The sequence below is a fragment of the Aquimarina agarilytica ZC1 genome, assembly GCF_000255455.1.
Taxonomy (GTDB): Bacteria; Bacteroidota; Bacteroidia; order Flavobacteriales; family Flavobacteriaceae; genus Aquimarina; species Aquimarina agarilytica.
Genome location: NZ_JH621279.1, coordinates 15,887 through 38,361 on the forward strand (window position 1 = coordinate 15,887; position 22,475 = coordinate 38,361).

Below are 22,475 nucleotides of genomic sequence, written 5' to 3' on the forward strand. Positions count from 1 at the left end.
TCATATCTAAAAGATACACTTAGCCTTTTAAATTAGTCAACTATAAATAATTATTTATCTAGTACTTTTAATATATCTAATGGCTCAGCTCTTTTCTTATAGTCTGCTTTTACAAAATCATAAATAATTTCACCCGATGTGTCAACTACATAAGTAGCTGCAATAGGTAGTTCCCTTTGAGAATTATTTTGACTTTTTTCAAGATTAATACCAAAACTCAAATAAATATCATTTAATTCTTTTGGAATTTGATATACTAAATTGAATTTTTTAGCTAATTCATTGTTCTCATCGGTAAGTACTTCAAACGAAAGTTTATTTTTTTCAATAGTACTTAATGAATTATCAGGAATTTCGGGTGTGATAGCTACCAAAGTCGCATTTTTGGCTTCAATTTCAGGTAGTACCTCTTGTAATGCTTTCAATTCCAAATTACAATAAGGACACCATCCTCCTCTATAAAACGCTAAGACTACTTTTTTTCCTTTATCCAAAATTTCATTTATAGATACCTGGTTATTTGTCGCATTAGGTAATATAATTTCGGGAATCTGTTTACCCGTTTTTAGTGAACTTGATGTTATTTGGCTATTTTCTAATTCTTGTATAGCGGCAAGCATAAGTTCCAATTTTTCTTTAGGAATTTTTAATGCGCTTTGATCAGCGTAATCTTTTAAATGTTGAGTTAATGACATAGTGTAATATTTGTGGTTATCAATTTAGTCGGCTACTAATGATTAAAATAACAGAAAAAACATTAAAATTTTAACAATTTTAGCATACTAATTACATATTGAAACCATTTTTATTATCAATATTACTTATATGTTATTATTACCTTCTTTTGATTGTATTTTTCATTAGTGTCCTATAAAGATTCAGGATTACTTTATTTCAAAAAATACGAACCAAGATTATAATTTATACTGGATCAAAGCGTATTAAACTTTTTTTTGCATCAAAATCACTTCTTATATTGATATACATTTAATGCAGTATTCAAAATTTGTTGAATTCTTTGTTTAGGAATATCTTTTAGTGGATCAATAGCTAAAGATTTCATTCTTTTACGATTTCCAGTTTCTAATTCTGGATCATTTAAATATTTACCTTCAACAAAAAGAATATAAGGAATTCCTGTTTTTTTAGTTACAGCCAAAAAGCATAACATTTTATTTTTAAAACTAAAACAAGGTGTTCCCCATTTTAATGTTTCGGTAATACCACTATGCTGTTCAAGTATAATAGTTCTTAAACTTAACAAACAACTTTTATTAGGCTCTTCTTTATTAAAATAATAGGTAGCTACCTCTTGCATTTGACATACACTTAATTGATAGCTACAAAAATATCAACTTCTGCCTCATTTATATTTTTTGATCGCTCATCATAAATTTCAAAATCAACAGAATAAGCTCTATTTAAATCTGACTCCCATATTTTCATCCATTCATTAATTATTAAATTTTGAGTAAGGTCTCCTTTAGCAATAATTTTGGTATATGCTCCTGCCCCGAATGATTTTCCAATCATACCACTTGGAACAACATCCAAACTAGTCACTTTACAACCTATTATAGCGGTATATGGATGATTATGGTCTCCTTCATAATCGGTATACAGCGAATAAATACGATCATCAATTTTATTAGAAATCTGATCTATGATAGCCTCTTCCATAAATTGTTTCCACAATTCGGGAATCTGCTTTGCCGCCTGACCGTTTTTATTTGTAGTTTTTACAGCAATTCCAATAATTTTAAAAGCTTCAATGTTTACTTTTTTCATTGTTTTATGTTTTGGTTTACTGCAAAATTATTACAGCTTTATGCCAAGGGTATGTCAGGGGTATGCCACTTTTTTTTACATTGCTCCATATATTGCTGGAATGTAATTTTATGTGGTTCAAAATGCCTATTTAAAATAGTTAGGCTCTGTATACAATCCAATCGAAAGGACCTAAATTCATTTTTTAGACGACAAAAAGCAATTAGAATCCAATTATTTTGAGTGGTATACAAGGCAAAAGCTTCCACTTCGCGTTGTGAATATTCTTTTTTTAAAGAAACATATTCAATAGAAATAAGCTGGTAGTTCGCTATTGTTGATTGAATTTTAATTAAGTAGTTACTGCTTTTATCACCTTCAATATTATTCCGAATCTGTATCCTATTGGCAAGCAATGCAGTTTTTTCTTTTTGCGAATACTTTAAAGTTGCTTTTATTTTGGTTATGGCACTTTCATAAAAGTGCACCAAAGATGCATCTTTGTTCTGTTTTATTAAATATTCAGCTGTTAATAAGGCATTAGCTTCTTCTTGTGTAAACATTACGGGAGGGAGTGTATAGCCTTCCATAATGGTATAGCCCTTGCCTTCTTCGGTTATAATAGGAACTCCAGATTGTTCTAAAGTTCGGATATCTCGATACACCGTTCTCATACTTACACCATGCTTTTCAGCAATTGCTCTGGCTGTGACTATTCGTTTTGACTGTAATTGAGTCAAAATTGCTGTCAATCGCGTCAGTCTTGGTTTATCATTTGCCATTTTATATTCTTAACTAGAACGCCTAATGTGGATTGAACGACTAGACTCAAAAATATTCTTTTAAAAATTACATTCAAAATTTTCTGGCTTCCAAATAATTCTCCCTTCATTAAGTGTATTAATAGCTAATTTTAGTGTTCCATAACTCCCAATAATTTCACCAGAACAATCTTCAACTAAAAAAACTGAATCTATTAATGGATGACAGTCAGCAAAAATAAAAACTGAATCCCCTTTATATTCTGTTTGAACTATATAAAAATACTTAGCCTCATCTGGATTTTCTTCTAAAAGCTTAATTTCAGCTGCTAACCAAGCTAAATCTTTAGTTGGATTTTCAACAGAGCATATTTGCTTTGTTTTGGATATTTCTACAATTTCATTCTTAGGGTTTTCATCATCACTATGACATGACAACATACAATTTAATGAAAAACAAATACATAAAACTTTAACTAAAAAAATGGGCTTCATCATTTATAAAATTTACATTCATAAAGTAGATGCACTGTTTTTACAAAGGTTGCTTGTATAATTAATTTTTATCTGCTAACATGGGTACAAATCTAAACTCACCAAACTCTTGCTTTTGAAATGTTTTTTCGTCTGTTCTAATATATAAATGCATAATCTGCGGATCATTCCCTACAGGAATTACCAAGCGCCCGCCAATAGCCACTTGACTTAATAAGGCTTTGGGTACAAATGGTGCTCCTGCAGTAACAATTATGGATTGAAAAGGGGCTTCTTCGGGCAATCCCTTATATCCATCACCAAAAATTAAACGTTTGGGTCGGTAATTTAATTTAGGTAGTAATTTTTGAGTGCTTTTAAACAATTCTTGCTGCCTTTCAATAGAATACACTTTAGCTCCCAATGTACATAATACAGCAGTTTGATAGCCCGAACCTGTGCCTATTTCCAACACTTTATCTCCCTTTTTAACCTGCATTAATTCTGTTTGAAAAGCCACCGTAAACGGGTGAGAAATAGTTTGGGAAGCGCCAATCGGAAAAGCCTTATCCTGATAAGCATGATTTTCAAAAGAAGAATCCAAAAACAAATGCCTTGGTATACTATTAATTGCTGTTAAAACAGCGGTATCCTTTATCCCCTTTTTCATAAGCGTTTCCACTAATAATTTTCGTTTTCCTTGGTGTTTGGGTAGATCTTTATGGAGCATAGTTTTTTATTATATTGTAAAAATAAACTATTACGTTATTTTTTTTTGACCTAAATTTAAAATAAGCCGCTTTATCGCTTATTTTTGTTTTAAATAGACGATTAACTGGCTTATAAAATATAAGACCATAACTTTCAATTTTAAGGATTGTTTAAAATTGAATTCAATTCCACTACTGTGGGTTAAAACATTAATATATGCTTAAAGCAGGAGTTCTTGGAGCGGGACACTTAGGAAAAATTCACCTCCGATTATTAGCACAATCCGAACATTATGAATTAATAGGTTTTTATGATGCCGATGAAATTCATGCCCAACAGATTGTAAAAGAATTTGGATACACCTATTTTGATTCTATTACTAAATTGATTAAAGCTGTAGATGTTGTGGATATTGTAACCCCTACTTTTGCTCATTTTGAAACTGCTAAAAAAGCTATTGAAAGTGGTAAACATGTATTTATTGAAAAACCCATTACCAATACTGTCGCTGAGGCGGAAGAATTAATTGCACTAGCCAAAAAACATCATGTAAAAGGACAAGTAGGTCATGTGGAACGTTTTAACCCTGCCTTTACTGCCGTGAATGATAAAATAAACAATCCCATGTTTATTGAAACCCATCGTTTGGCTGAATTTAATCCGCGAGGTACCGATGTCCCTGTGGTATTAGATTTAATGATCCATGATATTGATGCAATTTTAAGTGTTATTGATTCGGATGTTAAAAATGTAACGGCAAGTGGCGTTGCCGTTATTAGTGAAACTCCCGATATTGCCAATGCGCGTATTGAGTTTGAAAATGGTTGTGTGGCCAACTTAACGGCAAGTCGTATTTCATTAAAAAATATGCGTAAAACACGTTTTTTTCAAAAAGACGCTTACATATCAGTTGACTTTTTTGAAAAGAAATGTGAGGTTGTTAAAATGAAAGATGCGCCTAAAGAACCTGGCGAGTTTGATATGATTTTGCAAAATGCCGAAGGAGTGCAAAAGCAAATCTATTTTGAAAACTCTGAAATTGGAGATAATAATGCCATTTTAGATGAGTTAAATGCTTTTGCTACTGCTATTACTAATGATACCACACCAATTGTGAGTTTGGAGCAAGCTACGGCTGCTTTAAAAGTGGCTTTAGCCGTTATTGAAGATTTTTCAGTATAGTTTATGAGTACACAAATTTCAAAAAATATTACCGAGTTAAAACAACAACTTCCAGAGCAAGTAAGCTTAGTTGCCGTTTCTAAAACCAAACCCATTGAAGATTTACAAGAAGCCTATAATGCGGGACAGCGTATTTTTGGTGAAAATAAAATTCAGGAAATGGCTCAAAAGTGGGAAGCCCTTCCTAAGGATATTGAATGGCATATGATTGGGCATGTACAAACCAATAAGGTCAAATACATGGCACCCTTTGTACATTTAATTCATGCCGTGGATAGTTTTAAATTGCTTAAAGAAATTAACAAACAGGCTTTAAAAAACAATCGTATTATACATTGTTTGTTACAGCTTAAAATTGCTGAAGAGGATTCAAAGTTTGGTCTTTCATTAGAAGCTCTTACTGATATATTAAATCACCAAGAATTAAGTGAGTTCAATAATATCGTAATCACTGGGTTTATGGGTATGGCTAGTTTTACTTCAGACGAAAGTCAGCTTAAAGAAGAATTTAACTATTTAAAAACACAGTTTGACACCCTAAAACAACAAAAACAAACACCAAATATACAGTTAAAAACGCTATCCATGGGAATGAGTGGCGACTACCCTATTGCAATTTCCTGCGGAAGTACTATGGTTAGAGTAGGAAGTGCTATTTTTGGAGCTAGGAATTATAAGAATTAAGAATTTTTTTGAATTCTTCAAAAAAATTCTTTGAAACCAACAACAGACAACCAACAACTGACAACTAAAACTACCAACAACTAAAAAAAAGAATTTGTACGCCATACTTGATATAGAAACTACGGGAGGGAAATTTAATGAAGAAGGCATTACCGAAATTGCTATATACAAATTTGACGGTCATAAAGTAATAGATCAGTTTATTAGCTTAGTAAATCCCGAAAGACCTATTCAACCTTTTGTAGAAAAACTTACTGGCATTAACAGTGCTATGCTCAAAAGTGCTCCTAAGTTTTATGAAGTCGCCAAACGCATTGTTGAAATTACCGAAAATAGCATCATTGTTGCTCATAACGCTGTTTTTGATTATCGTATTTTACGGACTGAATTCCGTAGATTAGGCTATAAATTTGAAAAAAACTCACTTTGTACCGTTGAACTTTCTAAAGAATTGCTACCGGAGCAAGAATCACATAGTTTAGGAAAGCTTGTCCGCTCTTTAGGAATTCCTATTGCCGATCGTCATAGAGCTAGTGGTGATGCCTTAGCTACTGTTGAGTTGTTCAAATTATTATTAAATAAAGATTTAGATAAAGAAATTATTACTCGAACAATTAAAGACTTAAATGTTCAATATAACGATAAGTTACAAGGCCTATTAACTGATTTACCTAGTAGTACGGGTATTTATTATATGTATAATAAAGAAGGAAAAATTATATACATAGGTAAGAGTAAGAATATCAAAAAACGCATTAATCAACATTTTGTAGCTACTAATAAAAAGGCAAAAGCAATTCAAAACGAAATTGATCGCATAAGTTTTGAAATAACCGGATCTGAAATGATTGCCTTACTACTAGAAAATGAAGAAATTAAACGACATAAACCTAAATATAATGTAGCTTTAAAACGTTCCATTTATACCCATGCCCTGTACCCTATTACAGATGATCATGGTTATATACATTTAAAATTACTAAAAGCTGACGGACGTAAGAAACACATTATAAGCTTTTCCAATAGGGATTCGGGTAAGGCTTTTTTACATAAAGTAAGCGAAATACATGGTCTTTGTGAAAAATTTACAGGTATATACACCGATAAGGGAAGTTGCTTTAAATTTCAAATTCAAGAATGTGCAGGAGCTTGTATTGGTAAAGAAGCTAAGGATGATTATAATTTAAGAGTGCGTAAAATTATTGAGCAATATACGTTTAGAGATAAAGATATGCTCATTATAAGTAAAGGAAGAGAAACTGGCGAAAAAAGTGTAACTCTTATTGAAAATAGTGAATTTAAAGGTTTTGGGTATTTCAAACTAAATCATCAAATTTCTTCTTTAGAAATTATATACTCATTAATTACACCAATGCATCATAATAAAGATGCACAACATATTATTCAAACCCAACTACGTAAGGATCGAAGATTAAAAATAATGCCTTTACCTAAAAAGGTTGACTAGTTAAAATAAGTAAATACTTATAATTTACAGTCATGAAAGGTATTCGTTGATACTCTTAGATAACTAGAAAGAATTAACTTACAATTAATATAAAACTAACTATCAACACATTAAAACTTAGAGAAACATTTTATATTAGATTTTAAATAATCGTTACGTAGAATGAAGCATTTTTTTTTAATTAATTTTCTTATCACGCTATTTTTAACTTCACATGCCCAAGTTAATTTAAAAGAAACTAAGGAAAATAGATTTAAAACTTTTACAAGTGTTATAAAAAACAATGTAGTATCCATACCCGGGGATTTTAAAACTATAGGACATACATTCACTAAAGATTGGAAAACTACTGCTGCCTATGCCATTGGCACATTAGGCTTAATTACTACTGATAAAATAACTACCAATTTTTTACATCAACACATAGAACCACATATTAACTATAAACTTCCCAATATAGCTCCCATAAATAATAAAGTTCCTTTTTTACATGATGCGGATGGTTATATAGGATTACCCATATTAGGCCTTTATGCCACATCAATTCTAATCAATAATAAAAAAGGACAACGCATTGCTGCTAATGCTACTAAATCTTTGATTTACTCTTATATTATATCACATTTGGTTTTAAAATCTGTTTTTGCTCGAAACAGACCTATCAGAGATGGTTACGACAATCCTGATAGTTTTACCAAAAACAATTGGGATTTTGGAAATTTCCATCCCATATATCCTGGTGTTAGGACAGATGGTACTTCATTTCCTTCATTACACGCAACTGCCTTTTTTGCTGTTGCAAAAGTGATGCAAATGGAATTTAATAATTATTGGATCCCTTATACTTTTATTGCAGGTGTTTTTTTTTCCCAAGTTGAAGATCATAATCATTGGATTTCTGATCTTGCAATAGGTGGACTGATTGGAACAATTATAGGGAAATCAATAGTTATAAATAGTAGGAAGCAGCAAAAATTAAAACAAAATGGGGTCACCAATTATAAGCCTGGTCAATTTAAAAAAATGATTTTACCACAAATTTCACATAATAAAATTGGTATACACTTTATTGCTACTTTTTAAAAAATAAAATATTCTACAAGTTATTTTCATAATGAATCATCATAGATTATAGCTCTAAATATTTTATATTGTATTTTTATACTATTATATTCTTTACATTTTGAAGAACCGCTTATACAACATCATTTTTAAAGCAGATACAAAAGAAGGAATCCTTTTTGATATTGTTTTACTTATTCTAATTGTTGCTAGTGTTGCCCTTGTAATGCTAGAAAGTGTTGTTCCTATAAATAATAAATACGGTCATTTTTTTGATATTTCAGAATGGATCATAACCATTTTATTCTCAATAGAATATATTGTAAGAATTTATATAAGCCGAAGACCAAAAAAATATATTTTTAGTGGATTAGGTATTATTGATTTATTATCGCTTTTACCTAAATATCTTTCTTATTTTTTAGTAGGCTCACATGCATTGGTTGCTTTACGTGCCTTACGCCTACTTCGTGTTTTTCGAATTTTAAAACTAGCGCGCTATATTGATGAATCTAACAAACTAGTATCCTCATTAAAAGCTAGTAAGGCCAAAATATCTGTTTTTTTAATGGCAGTTATTGTTTTATGCATTTTACTAGGAACTATTATGTATTTAGTAGAAGGAGCAGATAACGGTTTTACTAGTATACCTCAAAGTGTTTATTGGTGTATTGTTACTATGACTACTGTTGGCTTTGGTGATATTGCTCCAGCAACACCTTTAGGTAAATTAATAGCATCGCTAATTATGATCATTGGGTACGGTATAATTGCCGTTCCTACAGGTATTGTTAGTGCCGAATATGCACAACAAAAAAGCAAAAAAAATAACATAAACCCCAATCAATGCCCGCAATGTGCCACTACTAAAATTAGCGAATCAGCTTCTTTTTGCCATAATTGCGGTCAAGCCTTAACTTAATGCATACACCAAAAAAAACACTTATTGTTGTTGTAGGTACAACTGCTATAGGTAAAACCGCTTTAGGAATAAAATTAGCACAGCACTTCAATGCTGAAATCATTTCTGCGGATAGTAGGCAATTTTTTAAAGAAATGAGTATTGGTACAGCTGTTCCCGATACTCATGAATTGGCCGCAGCTAAACATCATTTTATTCAACATATTAGTATTGAACAAAAATATAGTGTAGGTGACTTTGAAAAAGAAGCACTTAAAAAGCTGGATGAACTATTTAAAACTAATGATACCGCAATTATGGTAGGTGGTTCTGGCCTTTATGTAGATGCTGTATGCTATGGGTTAGATAAATTTCCTGAAGTTGATGCGGAAACTAAGAAATATGTAGCTGATTTATATAATGAAAAAGGTTTAGATGCGATTACTACATTATTAAAAGAAAAAGATCCTGAATATTATGATACTGTTGAACTACAAAACCCGCACAGAGTATTAAGAGCTGTTGAAGTTTGCTTGGCTAGTGGAAAACCCTATTCTAGTTTTTTAAAAAAAGGAAAAATTACCAGACCTTTTAATATCATTAAAATAGGACTAGAAGCTGAAAGAGCTACTATTTATGATCGAATTAATAGACGTGTCGATATCATGATCGAAAATGGATTACTTGATGAGGCCAAAAAACTTATTGAATTCAAACACTTAAACGCACTCAATACTGTTGGGTATAAAGAGTTATTTCAACATTTTGATGGTGAAATAGATTTAGATTTCGCTGTTGCTGAAATTAAAAAAAATACTAGGCGTTTTGCCAAACGACAACTTACCTGGTATCGTAAAGATGATACTATTCATTGGTTTGATTACAATACTACTATTCAACCAATTATTGATCTTATAAAAAACAGTTAATTTTTTTTACAAAGAAACTTCTAAAATTTTAGCATTCCCTTTTAATTGAATTTGATCAATGGCAGCAGGTAATAAAATCGTACTACCCGTATTAATAACATACTTTTCATTATCATAACTCAATTCAAAATCCCCTTCTACACACATTACTATTACAAATGAATCTGTTTTAGAAAAATCCTGAGTTAAATCTCCTTCTAACTTTAAAATGTTAGTTTTAAAATACGGAGTATACACTAACTCATTCGCTTTATTTACAGGGGTCGTATAATTAGTTTTATAACTATCATGCACCTTAAAATCTATGGCGTCAACAGCTTGTTCGGTATGCAGTTCTCTTGTTTCACCAGTTTTAGCATCTACTCTATTATAATCATAGATACGGTAAGTAATATCGGAGGTTTGCTGAATTTCTGCTAATAATACTCCTGCACCTATGGCATGTACTCTACCTGTGGGTATATTAAACACGTCACCACTCTTCACTTTTTCAGTATGGAGTACTTCTAAAATATCACCAGTTTCGAGTGTTTCTATATAAGCTTGTTTTGTGAGCTTTTTATCAAATCCTGCGATTAGCTCAGCATTTTCTTCTGCTTGCATCACATACCACATTTCATTTTTCCCAAATGAATTATGACGTTCCTTTGCTAAAGCATCACTTGGATGTACTTGTATGGATAACGGTGTTTTTGCATCAATAAACTTAATTAATAAAGGAAAATCATTCCCAAATTTTTCAAAAACAGCTTTACCTAAAAAATCTGTCCCTAAAGTTTTTATCAGCTCCTTTATAGTTTTTCCTTGTAAACTACCATTACTTACAACTGTTTCATCATTTTCAACTGCCGAAATCTCCCATGATTCACCAATATTATTTTCAGTGTATACTTTATTTAGGATAGTTTTTAATTTTTCGCCACCCCACATACGATATTTGTATAAAGGAGTAAATTGTAATGGATAAATTGCCATTTTAAATATTGTTTTATTCTGGATCAAATATAACTAAGTAATTTCTACTTACAAATCTGTATGGCAATTAACTCTGTAAAACTTCGGCTAGCACCTTTTCATATATTTCCTCATATACAGGGACAATTTTAGTAATATCAAAAATAGCTGCTTGAGCTTTTGCATTTTCTTTAAAAAGTGATAATGTAGCATCTTCTTTAAGAATTTTTACTGCATTTGCCACCATATCGGAGACATTCCCTACATCACTTAAAAAACCAGAAAAACCGTGTTTATTTACTTCAGGAATACCACCAGAATTACTGGATATTACTGGGACACCATGAACCATAGCTTCTAAAGCAGCTAAACCAAAACTCTCTCTTTCGGAAGGAAGTAAAAATAAATCCGAGAAACATAAAATTTTATCAATCTCATTACTGTTCCCCATAAAAATAACTTGTTCCTTAATACCTAACTCTTTGCATTGCTTACGGGCATCACTTTGTAGGGGTCCATCGCCTACCATCATTAATTTTGCCGGTATATGTTCTGTAATACCTTTAAATATTTTTATTACATCATCAATACGTTTAACAGGTCTAAAATTACTAATATGTGTAATAATGCGTTCGGTTGGCTTTGCCATTATATGTCGTTGACATTCCACTTCTTTATCACCTGATTTTGAAATGTCAATAAAATTAGGCACGACTTGTATTTTATTGTCTGGAATTTCAAACAAACGTAACGTATCATCTTTTAAACTTTGAGAAACCGAAGTAACTGCATTACTTTGATTAATACTAAATGTAACTGCTGGTTTGTATTGTGGGTGATTACCAACAAGTGTAATATCTGTACCATGCAATGTAGTTACCATAGGAATATGTATCCCTTCTTGTGCTAACATTTGCTGCGCCATATAACCTGCATAAGCATGAGGAATAGCGTAATGTACATGAAGTACTTGGATATCAAATTTTTTAATAATACGAACCAATTTACTTGAAAGCGCTAACTCATAGGGCTGGTATTGGAAAAGTGGATATTCGGGTACCGAAACTTCATGAAAATGAATATTAGGGATTAACATATCCAAACGTACTGGCTGTCGGTAGGTGATAAAGTGAACATCATGACCTTTTTTAGCTAAGGCAATTCCTAACTCGGTAGCAACTACTCCACTCCCACCAAAAGTAGGATAACATACCACAGCAATTCTCATATACTTATTTTTTTAGTTTAGAGTCGTAAAGAACTCTAAAAAATTTCAGTTAAATTAGTTAATCTAATATAGTTTTTTGAGCTGTTTCATCAAACTCAATAGCTTCATAAATTAACTGTTGTATTTTTGTTCTAATATCTTCTCTAATTAATTTTCTGTTTCCAGAATCAGGGTAGGTTCGGTTGCTTAAAAATACATAAACTATTTCTTCTTCGGGATCTGCCCAAGTGTAAGTCCCTGTAAAACCACTATGACCAAAACTACTCATAGAAACACACCCACAAGTTGGTCCCGAAACATCAAGCTGAGGTTTATCAAAACCTACACCTCTCCTGTTTTTTTCATCACAATAATAACAAGTATTAAACTTATCTATAGTTTTGGGCTTAAAATAAGTCTGTCCTCCGTAAGTGCCTCTATTTAAAAATAGCTGCATTATTTTGGCTACATCATTTGCATTAGCAAACAAGCCTGCATGGCCACCTACACCACCAAACATAGCCGCTCCTTGATCATGTACATAACCTTGTATTGTTGTATTCCTGTATAAATTATCAATCTCGGTAGGAACTATTTCGGATTTTTTAAAACGACGCAATGGTAAATATCCTGTTCTATTTGCTCCTATAGAATTGTACAGTAAATTATGTGTTAATTCTGCCATTGACGTATTAAAATAACGTTCCACATAACGCTGTAAAAAATAATAGGGCAAATCACTGTATTTATAGACCTTTCTATCCCTAAGATCACTGTCTACAATTTCTTTAAAAATAGAATCTTTCATGTCCTTACGTAAAAAAAGTTCTTCTGCAACTTGAATGCTATACACTGAATCTTTTAGCTTACTGTAGTATTTAGGACTAGGCTTCATTGTAATAGAATCTAATGTACTTACGTAAAAAGGAATCCATGCTTGTAAACGTGCGTAATGCGATAACGCTTCAACTATTTTAATATCTGCCTTGTTCGTTTCTTTTAATTCTGGTAAAATATCCACTAACTTATCCGTAATACTCATAGCCCCAGTTTGCTCCATTCTCATGATAACTGGGAGTGTTCCTAGTATTTTTGTTAAAGAAGCTAAATCATAAATACTTTGATTTGTAATCGGAACTTCTTTTTTATAAGTCTGATATCCGTAAGATTTATTATGAATTACTTTTCCTTTCCGAGCTATTAACAGTTGTAAACCTGGAGTCATTTCTTCGCGTAAAGCAATATTGACTACCGAATCAATTTTAGCTAATTTGTATGAATTAACACCAACACTTTCCGGTAGACCGTAAGATAATCGTTCATTATTGTTCAAAAAAAAACCGTCACCTTCGTTAAAATAAGGTGCAATACTTACTGGAAGTTTTCCTTTAAATGATCCGGCTCCAAACAACGCCTGTGCAGCCTTTTGTTGAAAAATTTCACTGTTTTGATATCCTACAATTATACCTGTTAATGCAGGAATCGCACTTAAATTTTGTAATGCATAAGGCTTGGCAAAACTTACTAAAGTAGTTTTATGCATTGCTGCTATGGAATTTAAAACTGTAGCTTCTTCGGCTTTAAATTTATAGGATTTCCATGGAGAATCATTAGATTTGTGAAAACCTACTATAATTTGATTATAATCATTTAATTTAAATAAATCTGCAGCAGTTTTAACTTCAACTAAATCTATTTTTGCATATAATTTTAGTTGTTCATAAAATGCTTTTCCACTGGCATCACCCATGTGAACATAAGCAATTTTAGTCATTTCTAAATTCCTAATAGGTACCGAATTTAAATCATTACGTAAAAGTGTTAAGCTATTTTCAGCCACTTCTTCGTACAATAAATCATTTTCTAAGCTCAGTAAATCTTTCTGTAAATTATCTAGAACTATAGGTGTGTATTGATGTAATCCTACTTTATATTTTGCTTTCAATATTTTTTTTACTGAAATCGCTAAACGCTCTTCAGTTATCCCTCCATTGTTAACTTCATTAATTATTTTTTGAATAGACTTTGGAATATCTTCAGAAATTAAAAGTACATCATTACCCGCTTTAAATGCTGCCAAATCAATTGCTCCGGGTTCCTTAAAATTAGATGCTCCCTTCATATTTAAAGCATCTGTAAATATTAAACCTTTAAACTTTAATCTATCTTTTAAAATGTCTGTAACCACTTTTGGAGAAATAGATGATGGTAAACCTTCGGTACTTTCTAAACTTGGAATATTTAAATGCGCTACCATAACACTGGATAAACCTTTTTTGATAAGCTTACGGTATGGATAAAGTTCAACATCATTTATTCTTTTTTCAGAAAATAAAATGCTAGGTAATGTTTTATGCGAATCCTTATCGGTATCACCATGACCAGGAAAATGTTTACCACTAGATAGCACACCTACAGAATGCATTCCTTCCATAAAAGCGATACTTTTATTAGTCACCCTTTCCTTAGATTCTCCAAAAGAGCGATTCCCTATAATAGGGTTTTGTGGATTGGTATTGATATCTAGTACAGGTCCAAAATTCATGTGTACCCCTAGCCTTTTACAATGTTTTCCTATTTGTACCCCAACTTTTCTAATTAAGTCATTAGATTTTAAAGCACCTAATGTCATGTTCCATGGAAAAGCATAAGTAGAGTCTAATCGCATGGCTAACCCCCATTCGGCGTCCATTGTGATTAGCAAAGGAATTTTAGATTTTGCCTGCAATGCATTATGCATTTTTGCTTGCTTAACTGGTGTTCCTTTAGAAAATATGATCCCACCAATTTCCTGTTCTTCTACTAATTTTAACACCCGTTTTTGTTCTGCCATTCCCTTTTCGGAAAAAACATCGACAATAAATAATTGCCCTACTTTCTGTTTTAAAGTAAGACTATTATAAACACTATCCACCCACTTAGTTTGGCCTTCTTGATTGTAGGCTAATAAAGGGTCTATTTGCGCCGTTAATGTATGTACTGAGCAAAAAAGTGTGATTAAGGCTAAGAAATATTTCAAGTATATGAGTTATTTTAAAAAACGACTATGCCAGCTTTCTGTCATGGGAACTTCCCAATCTGTTTCATACTCACCTTTGGTAGTCACTAAATTATTAAAAACGATTGTAGTTGCTGAAACTGATCTGTTTTTTACCATTTTTCTGAAATCAATTAAATTTTTGTAAGCTACAAACTCACCATTTTTAAATGACACATTCATTTTATCCAATAAATCCACATTATAATCCTTTTCTAATTGCTGAATAAAATGTACAGAAGCATCAATAGAACAGCCTGAAGCTGAATGATGATCATTATCAACCGCTATGGTAATAAAACGATTGTATTTAATATCATATCCTGCTTTTAAATTTGATCCATGTGCTGCCCAACCCGAAATAAATTCATCTAATTTACGAGTTATTTCAATTAATTCATCGGTTGAAAATGAACGATTAGCTTGGTATATCCAAACTTTAGATGTTTCTGATAATTCTGAAAATGGTACTAACATATACTAATTACAACAAAAATTAAGCCACTGTAAAGACTAATTTTGTTTTACAATAACTACACAATAAAAATACGCTATTCTTTTTTAAAATACGAGAAGTTAAGTATCCTTTATAAACAACTATTCAACAAGGCTAATACCGTCTGGTTCAATTTTAATTAAGCGTTGTTTATACAAAGTTCCTATTGCCTTTTTAAAATTCTTTTTACTCAATTGTAAAATATCCTTTATTTTTTCGGGCGAAGACTTATCATTTAATGCTAAAAAGCCTCCTTCTGCTTTTAGCATTCTAATGATTAGATCGGCATTAGGTTCTATACTCCTATATCCATGTCTTTGTAATGTTAAATCAATTTTATTGTCTGAACGTACTTTTTTTACAAAACCTTTCATACGATCACCTACATTAATCTTCTGAAAAATTTCATCATCATAAACCAAACCTAAATATTTTTGGTTAATAATCATATTCCAGCCTTTATCGGAAGGATGAGAGGCTATTAAATCTACCTCTTCATAAGAAGATAATAACACCAACTTATTGCTTAAAAAACGATTTGTTTTTGATGATCCTACCAGTCGTTCCGTTTTTTCATCTAAATACACGTAAACTAAGTAACTCCGACCAACTTTCATTTGATTGGCTTGTTCTTTAAAAGGAACAAATAAATGTTTTTCTAATCCCCAATCCAAAAATGCTCCAATTTCAGAAACCGCGGCACATTTCAAAAAAGCAAATGAATTTACAGTCGCAAAAGGTTCCAATGTTGTTGCCACTATACGCTCCATATGATCCAAATAAGTAAACACCTTTATAGAACCACCTACTTCAAATGTTTCTGGAACATATTTATTAGGTAGCAATACTTCATCGCCATCCTCATTAGTTAAATATATACCGGGTAAACGTTCTCTGTCAATTGTTAAAACGTGATATGTTCCTATTGAAATCATTAAATAAAATTTTCGTAAAGATACTGTTTTAATTTCTCCCCGAAAGCCTAATTTTACTCATCTTAAGCCACAAATAAATAATTAGGTCAATAAATACAAAAGGGATGAAAACAAAAAATCTCAAGGTAATTAAACCATGAGATTTCATCTAATTTAATAGTTATTTATTACTTATTATAAACAGCTTCTTTTCCAAAATGTTTAGTTAATAAATAATATACTACTGCTCTATATTTAGATCTATTTGATTTTCCATAAGCCTCCATAACAGATGCTATAGCAGAATCTAACGCTGCACCATCGGATAATCCTAATTTTTTAATTAAAAAATTATTTTTTACTGTTGCTATTTCTGCTTCATCACTACCAGAAACAGTTGAAGCATCTTTATTATAAATTGATGGTCCACAACCTATAGTGACTTTAGTTAACAAGTCCATATCAGGTGTTTGATTCAATTTTTCCTTAATATCCGTTGCGTACTTCTCGATTAATTCGTCTCTTTTACTCATTTCTAATGGTTTAATTAAAATACTTAGTGTTATACTCAAATATAACGTTTATTCATGCTAAACAAAAGAAAATTATTAAAATCTAATATTATTCTCTTATTTTTGAGAAATATTTTAGAAGAACTGTATCATTTATTAGACGAGGCGTATGAATCTCTAAAATTTGCCTCCCATTTCCTTTAAAAAAGGTATCTATTTTCACAGCAAAATCTTCCCCGTTTGTAAAACTATAAGTAAAGCCGTACATAGCAGCTAATTTATCTGCTTTTAACTGGTGAGTAGTTTCTAAAAAGGTAGAAAAATAAGAGGCTTCTTTATCCCCAGGTAAAATCCTAAAAATTCCTCCTCCATCATTATTAATCACTATAATTTTAAAATCTGCTGGAATATAATTATTCCATAATGCATTACTGTCATAAAAAAAACTCAAATCACCAGTAATCAAAATTGGTGATTTGTTATTCATAATAGCTGCTCCAATTGCTGTACTTGTACTTCCATCAATTCCACTTGTTCCTCTATTACAAAATACTTCTACTCCTTTTGGTAATTTAAATAGTTGTGTATATCGTATAGTGGAACTATTACTAAGCTGCAAATGAGCCTGTTTTGGAAGTTTTTTTATGAGCTGATCAAAAACTAATAAATCGGAATATGGAATACTCTTTAAATAAGCATCATGTCCTTTTACCCCTTGTTGATATTGAGTTAACCAAAAATTTTGATAATTTGAAACTGAAATTGGATGGTCATTCCCTAATAATGAATCAAGAAAAAGTTGAGGCGTTGTTTTTATATGTGATGTTAAACAACCATAGGTATCATAAGCCTTTTTGGTATTTACATGCCAGTGTGTTTTAGGAGTGTATTCACGTAAAAATGCTTTTATTTTTTTGGAAACAACAAAACCACCAAATGTTAACAAAAGTTCGGGTTGTAATTGTTTAAACTCCTTAGCGGTCAACTTTGCTATTAATTGATCAATACTGGGAATAGCTTTAGCATGGTGTAAATTTGAAGTTGTTTCGGTAAACAACAACACACCTGGATCCTTCAATAATCGATCTAATACCACATCATTTATTCGATTTGGAGGTAATACGCCAACTAATACTAGTTTTTTTGAAGTTGTATTCCATTCAAATTGGATTTCTTCATTACAAGTATATGTTTCATTTACATCATTAGTAGATTTCAATGCTACTACATCTTCAACAGCTACTTCTATTGTATTATACAAAGGTTCGTAAAAAGGAATATTTATATGCGTGGGTCCTTGTTCATTTTTGGCTATATCAATAGCTTTTGCAATTTTACTAAAATTAGTATGCAATAAATTGTCAGAATAACCAATATCATTAGTTAAATTGGCTTCACACAAAATATGATTTTTAAACACTCCTTCTTGTCTAATGGTTTGCCCATCACCAATATCAATATGTTCTTTTGGTCTATCGGCACTTAAAATTACCAAAGGAATATCGCTGTAAAAGGCTTCTGCAATAGCGGGATAATAATTAAGCAAAGCACTCCCCGATGTACAAACTAAAGCCACGGGTTCGTTGGTTTGTTGAGCAATACCCAATGCAAAAAATGCAGCACAACGTTCGTCAACAATGCTATAACATTTAAAATAAGGATCATTACTAAAACTTATGGTAAGTGGCGCATTCCTAGAACCTGGAGAAATAACAATATGCTTAAGATTTTTATGCTTACTAATCGTTATAATTTGTTGCGCTAAAGGAATAGATGAAATTATTTTTTTACTCATAATTTAGGATTGCTCAAAAATACAACCCAACCAAATAGAATACTACTTTTTGCAAGAATTTTATAAAACAGCTTTCATTATTTTAGATTTGTTCACCGTCTCTTCCCATTCCAAAACGGGATCAGAAGCTGCAGTAATTCCTCCGCCTACATAAATTTTTGCCTGCTCTTGCTCAATTTCCATACAGCGTAAATTTACATATAATTGCGTATTCCCCTCTGGTATATACTCCCCTAAATAGCCGGTATAATAACTTCTATGATAGCCTTCATTACCTAAAATAAATTCTTGCGCTTTTAATTTTGGTAAACCACAAACAGCAGAAGTTGGATGCAACACTTCAACTAATTCCCCTAATTGATTCACTTTTTTTAATTGCCCTTTAATCACCGTTTTTAAATGTAACAAACTCCCTGCTTTTTGAGTGGTTGTTTCTCCTTTTTGAATATTAAACACTATTGGAGTCAAAGCTTTTAACATAGAATCTACTACCATTTGTTGCTCTTCAATCTCCTTTTTTCCCCATTCAACACCTGTTGTATCATTATATGCCATAGTACCTGCTAATGCTATTGTTTCAAAATACGATTTCTTTAATGAAACTAAAGTTTCGGGACTAGCACCAAGCCACATCCCTACTTTTGGATGATACCAACAATAACAAAAGGTATTGGGATATAAACTGCACATTTTTTTAAACCATTCAATAGGCACATGTTCATCTATACTAAGGGTTTCAACTCTAGAAACAATAACTTTTTGCAACTCATTTAATCTAAGTTTTTCTAGCGCCTTTTCAACAACACGTATATGTTTTTCCTTATGATTCGTATTAGTCTCTGATGTATTATTAGTTGCTAATGAATCAATTTGATCCGAATGCATATGGGTAGTTAAAATAATAGAAGAATTACGAGGAAACCAAATCGAATTTTTACTTGTATCCATAAAAGGACTAAATACAAAACCTGCCTCATTAAATCCACCTCCAGCTTTTATTTCATTTGAACTATTTAAATAGACTGATATATCATTATCATTAGGTTTTTTAAAAATTACAAAGGGAAGTTGAGATTTCCAATGACTATTAATTTTTTCAAAAAAATCTTCTGTAATCATACTATTTTTTTGGAAGCGAAATCGTAGTTAATTTTATGATCGAAATTAATTCATCATCCTCATTAGTAATTCGTATTTGCCATAATTGTGTGGTTCTTCCTTTATGAATTGGTGTAGCCTTGCCATAAACAAATCCATCTTTAACACTTTTTACGTGGTTAGCACTTATTTCCAAACCTCGAATCATAAATTTAGTATAATCAACAAAAACATAAGCGGCAACACTGCCTACAGATTCGGCTAAAGCAACCATTGCTCCACCATGTAATACTCCATCTGGTTGATGTACACGAGGGGTTACTGGCATTTTTGCAATCAAATAATCATCACCGACATCTACGTATGAAATTTCTAAGGTTTCCATTAACGTATCTTTGCTACCTGCATTACAGGTTTTTAAAATCAATTGCTTTTGTTCCTCTGTCATGATGAATAATTAATATACGATAGTCTTATGCATATCAAAAATACATATTCATCTGCAAACAAATCTCTCTTACAAAAAAATATTCTTACATCAACCACGCTTTTTTAAACCTGTATATCGAAGTTTTTTTTGATTTTGACGCAACTAAATTTTAGTATGTGCGTTCTTTAATAAATATATTATATGAAAACTGTTATTATTTTAGGGAGTTCAAATAGTTCTGGACATACTAAGTTATTAACTGATAGTATTATTAGAAAAGCCAATCACCCCATAGATGTTATTAATCTAAATGATTATCAAATAAATTATTTTGATTATGAGCACAAAAATAAGAACGATGATTTTCTTAAAATCATCAACAAAATAGTACATGATTACGATACTTTTTTATTTGCTACACCAGTTTATTGGTATGCCATGAGTGGAATTATGAAAGTGTTTTTTGATAGGCTGACTGATATTATTACCATAAAAAAAGACTTAGGTAAAAAGCTTAGAGGTAAAAATATGGCTGTTGCTACTAGTTCAACAGGCGACCATTTAAATGAATTATTTTGGCTCCCATTTTCAAAAACAGCCTACTACTTAGGTATGGATTTTTTAGGAGGTGTACATACGTTACAAAACAAAAAAGATGATGAGGATATAGAGAAAATTTTAAAACTATTAAATATTCCTAATCTCATTGAAAGTGAATTATTAAAATAAATAGCTCTTCAAAAGTATCTAAACAATAACACATAGTTATAAAAGAATAGCCAATCTATTTTTTTATTTACAAATTGAAATAGCAATTTTACTTTTTTAAAAGGTAAAATTGCTATTTTTATTTTGTATAATTAATTTCTTTAAAATGAAAAATGCTTTCCTGCGTCATACTCTTGCAACTATTTTATATCGATTCAAAAAATCATTAAGTACCACCGAATCCAACTTTGGTACTTTTAATGTAGGTAGTGAAGCCAGAACACCAAATACTATTATTAACCATATGTACGAGGTTTTATGTTACGCTAGAACTTTAATTACTACAGATCAATATGATGCCCCTTCAATTAAAAGCCTAACAACTATTACAGATAAAGCCGAATTATTCAACACCGAGTTAGCCAAAATAGATGCTTTACTTACTCATAAAACACTTTCTTTTGATGAAGCTAAACCTTTAATACAAGGACCTTTTTCCGATATTTTAACCCATATTGGTCAACTATCCATGATGAGTCGATTACATGGTAATCCTATTAGTGGCGAAGATTTTTCAACAGCTTCAATTATTACTGGAATATCCTAATGCAAAAACAAACTTCCTACACTGCAGTAAATACTTACAATACCCTTAATGAACTTACTAATCGTACCAAAAATGTTTGGTTGGTATTACATGGTATTGGATATTTAAGCAAGTTTTTTATCAAGCATTTTTCATCGCTTAACGCAGAAGAAAATTATATCATTTGTCCACAAGCTCCTTCCAAATACTACAAGGATGATCAATATCGTAGAGTTGGTGCCAGTTGGTTAACTAAAGAAAATACACTAATTGATACAGATAACGTCTTGAACTACCTTGATGCCATAATGAAACAGGAGCATATTCCTTTAAATTGCAAATTTATAGTATTGGGTTATTCCCAAGGAGTTAGTATAGCAAGTAGGTGGATTGCAAAAAGAAAACATCATTGTGATCGATTAATTTTTATTTCTGGTGTTTTCCCTAAAGAATTGACAACAGCAGACTTCCCCCACCTTAATGAGCACACTATCCTTCATCATAGTGTTGGAAGTAATGATCCCATTTTTGATCCTAAAAATGTGGCTAGGCAAGAAGCACGAATGCTAAATATATTTCCTAATATCAAAATCACCAATCATAATGGTGGCCATGAACTAAATACATCACTACTAGAACGCTATTTAGATTAAAAAAGCAGCAGTATCAACCTTATAAGATTAGATTTAATAATTAATATCTAGGACTAAATTCATTCAAAAAAAAACAAGATTTGACAGGCGCATTCAGAGAATGCTTGATTCTCAAAAATTATACATAAAAAATCCAAAATTTGATA

Annotated in this window: 24 protein-coding genes; 9 read left to right on the top strand and 15 right to left on the bottom strand. The window is 31.4% G+C overall.

Features of this window, described 5'->3' with window-relative positions:
• Window positions 1–50: 50 nt before the first annotated feature.
• From KQA_RS0214725 to KQA_RS0214750, 6 genes are all read right to left on the bottom strand, one after another.
• On the bottom strand, window positions 51–695 hold the full coding sequence (locus tag KQA_RS0214725; protein WP_010182221.1) for a peroxiredoxin-like family protein: 645 nt from the start codon (window positions 693–695) through the stop codon (window positions 51–53).
• A 269-nt stretch (window positions 696–964) separates the two neighbouring features.
• Window positions 965–1,318 carry a DUF1801 domain-containing protein gene (locus tag KQA_RS0214730; RefSeq protein WP_010182222.1) on the bottom strand — a complete coding sequence of 118 codons (354 nt, stop codon included), beginning with the start codon at window positions 1,316–1,318 and terminating at the stop codon, window positions 965–967.
• 11 nt (window positions 1,319–1,329) lie between these two features.
• Window positions 1,330–1,788 carry a GyrI-like domain-containing protein gene (locus KQA_RS0214735; protein ID WP_010182223.1) on the bottom strand — a complete coding sequence of 153 codons (459 nt, stop codon included), beginning with the start codon at window positions 1,786–1,788 and terminating at the stop codon, window positions 1,330–1,332.
• Window positions 1,789–1,826: 38 nt separating this feature from the next.
• Window positions 1,827–2,549: a helix-turn-helix transcriptional regulator gene (locus tag KQA_RS0214740; protein WP_010182224.1), complete on the bottom strand. Its 723-nt coding sequence runs from the start codon at window positions 2,547–2,549 to the stop codon at window positions 1,827–1,829.
• A 60-nt stretch (window positions 2,550–2,609) separates the two neighbouring features.
• On the bottom strand, window positions 2,610–3,026 hold the full coding sequence (locus KQA_RS0214745; RefSeq protein ID WP_157366722.1) for a hypothetical protein: 417 nt from the start codon (window positions 3,024–3,026) through the stop codon (window positions 2,610–2,612).
• A gap of 58 nt (window positions 3,027–3,084) precedes the next feature.
• Window positions 3,085–3,732: a protein-L-isoaspartate(D-aspartate) O-methyltransferase gene (locus tag KQA_RS0214750; RefSeq protein ID WP_010182226.1), complete on the bottom strand. Its 648-nt coding sequence runs from the start codon at window positions 3,730–3,732 to the stop codon at window positions 3,085–3,087.
• A 197-nt stretch (window positions 3,733–3,929) separates the two neighbouring features.
• On the opposite strand from KQA_RS0214750, the gene KQA_RS0214755 reads away from it, so the two are divergent.
• From KQA_RS0214755 to miaA, 6 genes are all read left to right on the top strand, one after another.
• Window positions 3,930–4,895, top strand: a complete 966-nt coding sequence (locus KQA_RS0214755) for a Gfo/Idh/MocA family protein (RefSeq protein ID WP_010182227.1) — start codon at window positions 3,930–3,932, stop codon at window positions 4,893–4,895.
• A gap of 3 nt (window positions 4,896–4,898) precedes the next feature.
• Window positions 4,899–5,579 (top strand): YggS family pyridoxal phosphate-dependent enzyme, encoded by a 681-nt coding sequence (locus tag KQA_RS0214760; RefSeq protein ID WP_010182228.1) that lies wholly within the window; start codon window positions 4,899–4,901, stop codon window positions 5,577–5,579.
• A 94-nt stretch (window positions 5,580–5,673) separates the two neighbouring features.
• The gene (locus tag KQA_RS0214765; protein WP_010182229.1) at window positions 5,674–7,047 is read left to right on the top strand and encodes an exonuclease domain-containing protein; all 1,374 of its coding nucleotides are present in this window, start codon (window positions 5,674–5,676) and stop codon (window positions 7,045–7,047) included.
• Between the two features lie 162 nt (window positions 7,048–7,209).
• The gene (locus KQA_RS19675) at window positions 7,210–8,130 is read left to right on the top strand and encodes a phosphatase PAP2 family protein (RefSeq protein WP_010182231.1); all 921 of its coding nucleotides are present in this window, start codon (window positions 7,210–7,212) and stop codon (window positions 8,128–8,130) included.
• 100 nt (window positions 8,131–8,230) lie between these two features.
• Window positions 8,231–9,031 (top strand): ion transporter, encoded by an 801-nt coding sequence (locus KQA_RS0214775; RefSeq protein WP_010182232.1) that lies wholly within the window; start codon window positions 8,231–8,233, stop codon window positions 9,029–9,031.
• The gene (miaA, locus tag KQA_RS0214780; RefSeq protein WP_010182233.1) at window positions 9,031–9,939 is read left to right on the top strand and encodes a tRNA (adenosine(37)-N6)-dimethylallyltransferase MiaA; all 909 of its coding nucleotides are present in this window, start codon (window positions 9,031–9,033) and stop codon (window positions 9,937–9,939) included. Before KQA_RS0214775 ends, miaA begins: the two co-directional genes overlap by 1 nt.
• 6 nt (window positions 9,940–9,945) lie before the next feature.
• On the opposite strand, the gene KQA_RS0214785 is transcribed toward miaA, so the two are convergent.
• The 9 genes from KQA_RS0214785 to KQA_RS0214825 all read right to left on the bottom strand — a co-directional run bounded on the left by KQA_RS0214785 (window position 9,946) and on the right by KQA_RS0214825 (window position 20,400).
• On the bottom strand, window positions 9,946–10,914 hold the full coding sequence (locus KQA_RS0214785; RefSeq protein ID WP_010182234.1) for a type I phosphomannose isomerase catalytic subunit: 969 nt from the start codon (window positions 10,912–10,914) through the stop codon (window positions 9,946–9,948).
• A gap of 67 nt (window positions 10,915–10,981) precedes the next feature.
• Complete coding sequence (bshA, locus tag KQA_RS0214790) at window positions 10,982–12,121, bottom strand: N-acetyl-alpha-D-glucosaminyl L-malate synthase BshA (RefSeq protein WP_010182235.1); 1,140 nt, start codon at window positions 12,119–12,121, stop codon at window positions 10,982–10,984.
• A 58-nt stretch (window positions 12,122–12,179) separates the two neighbouring features.
• Entirely contained in the window at window positions 12,180–15,119 is a 2,940-nt protein-coding gene (locus KQA_RS0214795) for a glycoside hydrolase family 3 N-terminal domain-containing protein (protein ID WP_010182236.1), read from the bottom strand.
• Window positions 15,120–15,128: 9 nt separating this feature from the next.
• Complete coding sequence (locus KQA_RS0214800) at window positions 15,129–15,614, bottom strand: hypothetical protein (protein WP_010182237.1); 486 nt, start codon at window positions 15,612–15,614, stop codon at window positions 15,129–15,131.
• Window positions 15,615–15,734: 120 nt separating this feature from the next.
• Window positions 15,735–16,568: a CvfB family protein gene (locus KQA_RS0214805; protein WP_010182238.1), complete on the bottom strand. Its 834-nt coding sequence runs from the start codon at window positions 16,566–16,568 to the stop codon at window positions 15,735–15,737.
• A 167-nt stretch (window positions 16,569–16,735) separates the two neighbouring features.
• The gene (locus tag KQA_RS0214810) at window positions 16,736–17,080 is read right to left on the bottom strand and encodes a DUF2853 family protein (protein WP_010182239.1); all 345 of its coding nucleotides are present in this window, start codon (window positions 17,078–17,080) and stop codon (window positions 16,736–16,738) included.
• An 88-nt stretch (window positions 17,081–17,168) separates the two neighbouring features.
• Window positions 17,169–18,854, bottom strand: a complete 1,686-nt coding sequence (menD, locus tag KQA_RS0214815) for a 2-succinyl-5-enolpyruvyl-6-hydroxy-3-cyclohexene-1-carboxylic-acid synthase (RefSeq protein ID WP_010182241.1) — start codon at window positions 18,852–18,854, stop codon at window positions 17,169–17,171.
• A 60-nt stretch (window positions 18,855–18,914) separates the two neighbouring features.
• A complete protein-coding gene (locus KQA_RS0214820; protein ID WP_010182242.1) occupies window positions 18,915–19,973 on the bottom strand; it encodes a chorismate-binding protein in 1,059 nt (352 codons plus the stop codon).
• A 1-nt stretch (window position 19,974) separates the two neighbouring features.
• Window positions 19,975–20,400: a PaaI family thioesterase gene (locus tag KQA_RS0214825; RefSeq protein WP_010182244.1), complete on the bottom strand. Its 426-nt coding sequence runs from the start codon at window positions 20,398–20,400 to the stop codon at window positions 19,975–19,977.
• Between the two features lie 183 nt (window positions 20,401–20,583).
• On the opposite strand from KQA_RS0214825, the gene KQA_RS0214830 reads away from it, so the two are divergent.
• The 3 genes from KQA_RS0214830 (at window position 20,584) to KQA_RS0214840 (ending at window position 22,329) form a co-directional block, all read left to right on the top strand.
• Window positions 20,584–21,111 (top strand): flavodoxin family protein, encoded by a 528-nt coding sequence (locus KQA_RS0214830; RefSeq protein ID WP_010182245.1) that lies wholly within the window; start codon window positions 20,584–20,586, stop codon window positions 21,109–21,111.
• 145 nt (window positions 21,112–21,256) lie between these two features.
• Window positions 21,257–21,697: a hypothetical protein gene (locus tag KQA_RS0214835; RefSeq protein WP_010182247.1), complete on the top strand. Its 441-nt coding sequence runs from the start codon at window positions 21,257–21,259 to the stop codon at window positions 21,695–21,697.
• Window positions 21,697–22,329 carry an alpha/beta hydrolase gene (locus tag KQA_RS0214840; protein WP_010182249.1) on the top strand — a complete coding sequence of 211 codons (633 nt, stop codon included), beginning with the start codon at window positions 21,697–21,699 and terminating at the stop codon, window positions 22,327–22,329. Before KQA_RS0214835 ends, KQA_RS0214840 begins: the two co-directional genes overlap by 1 nt.
• Window positions 22,330–22,475: the final 146 nt, after the last annotated feature.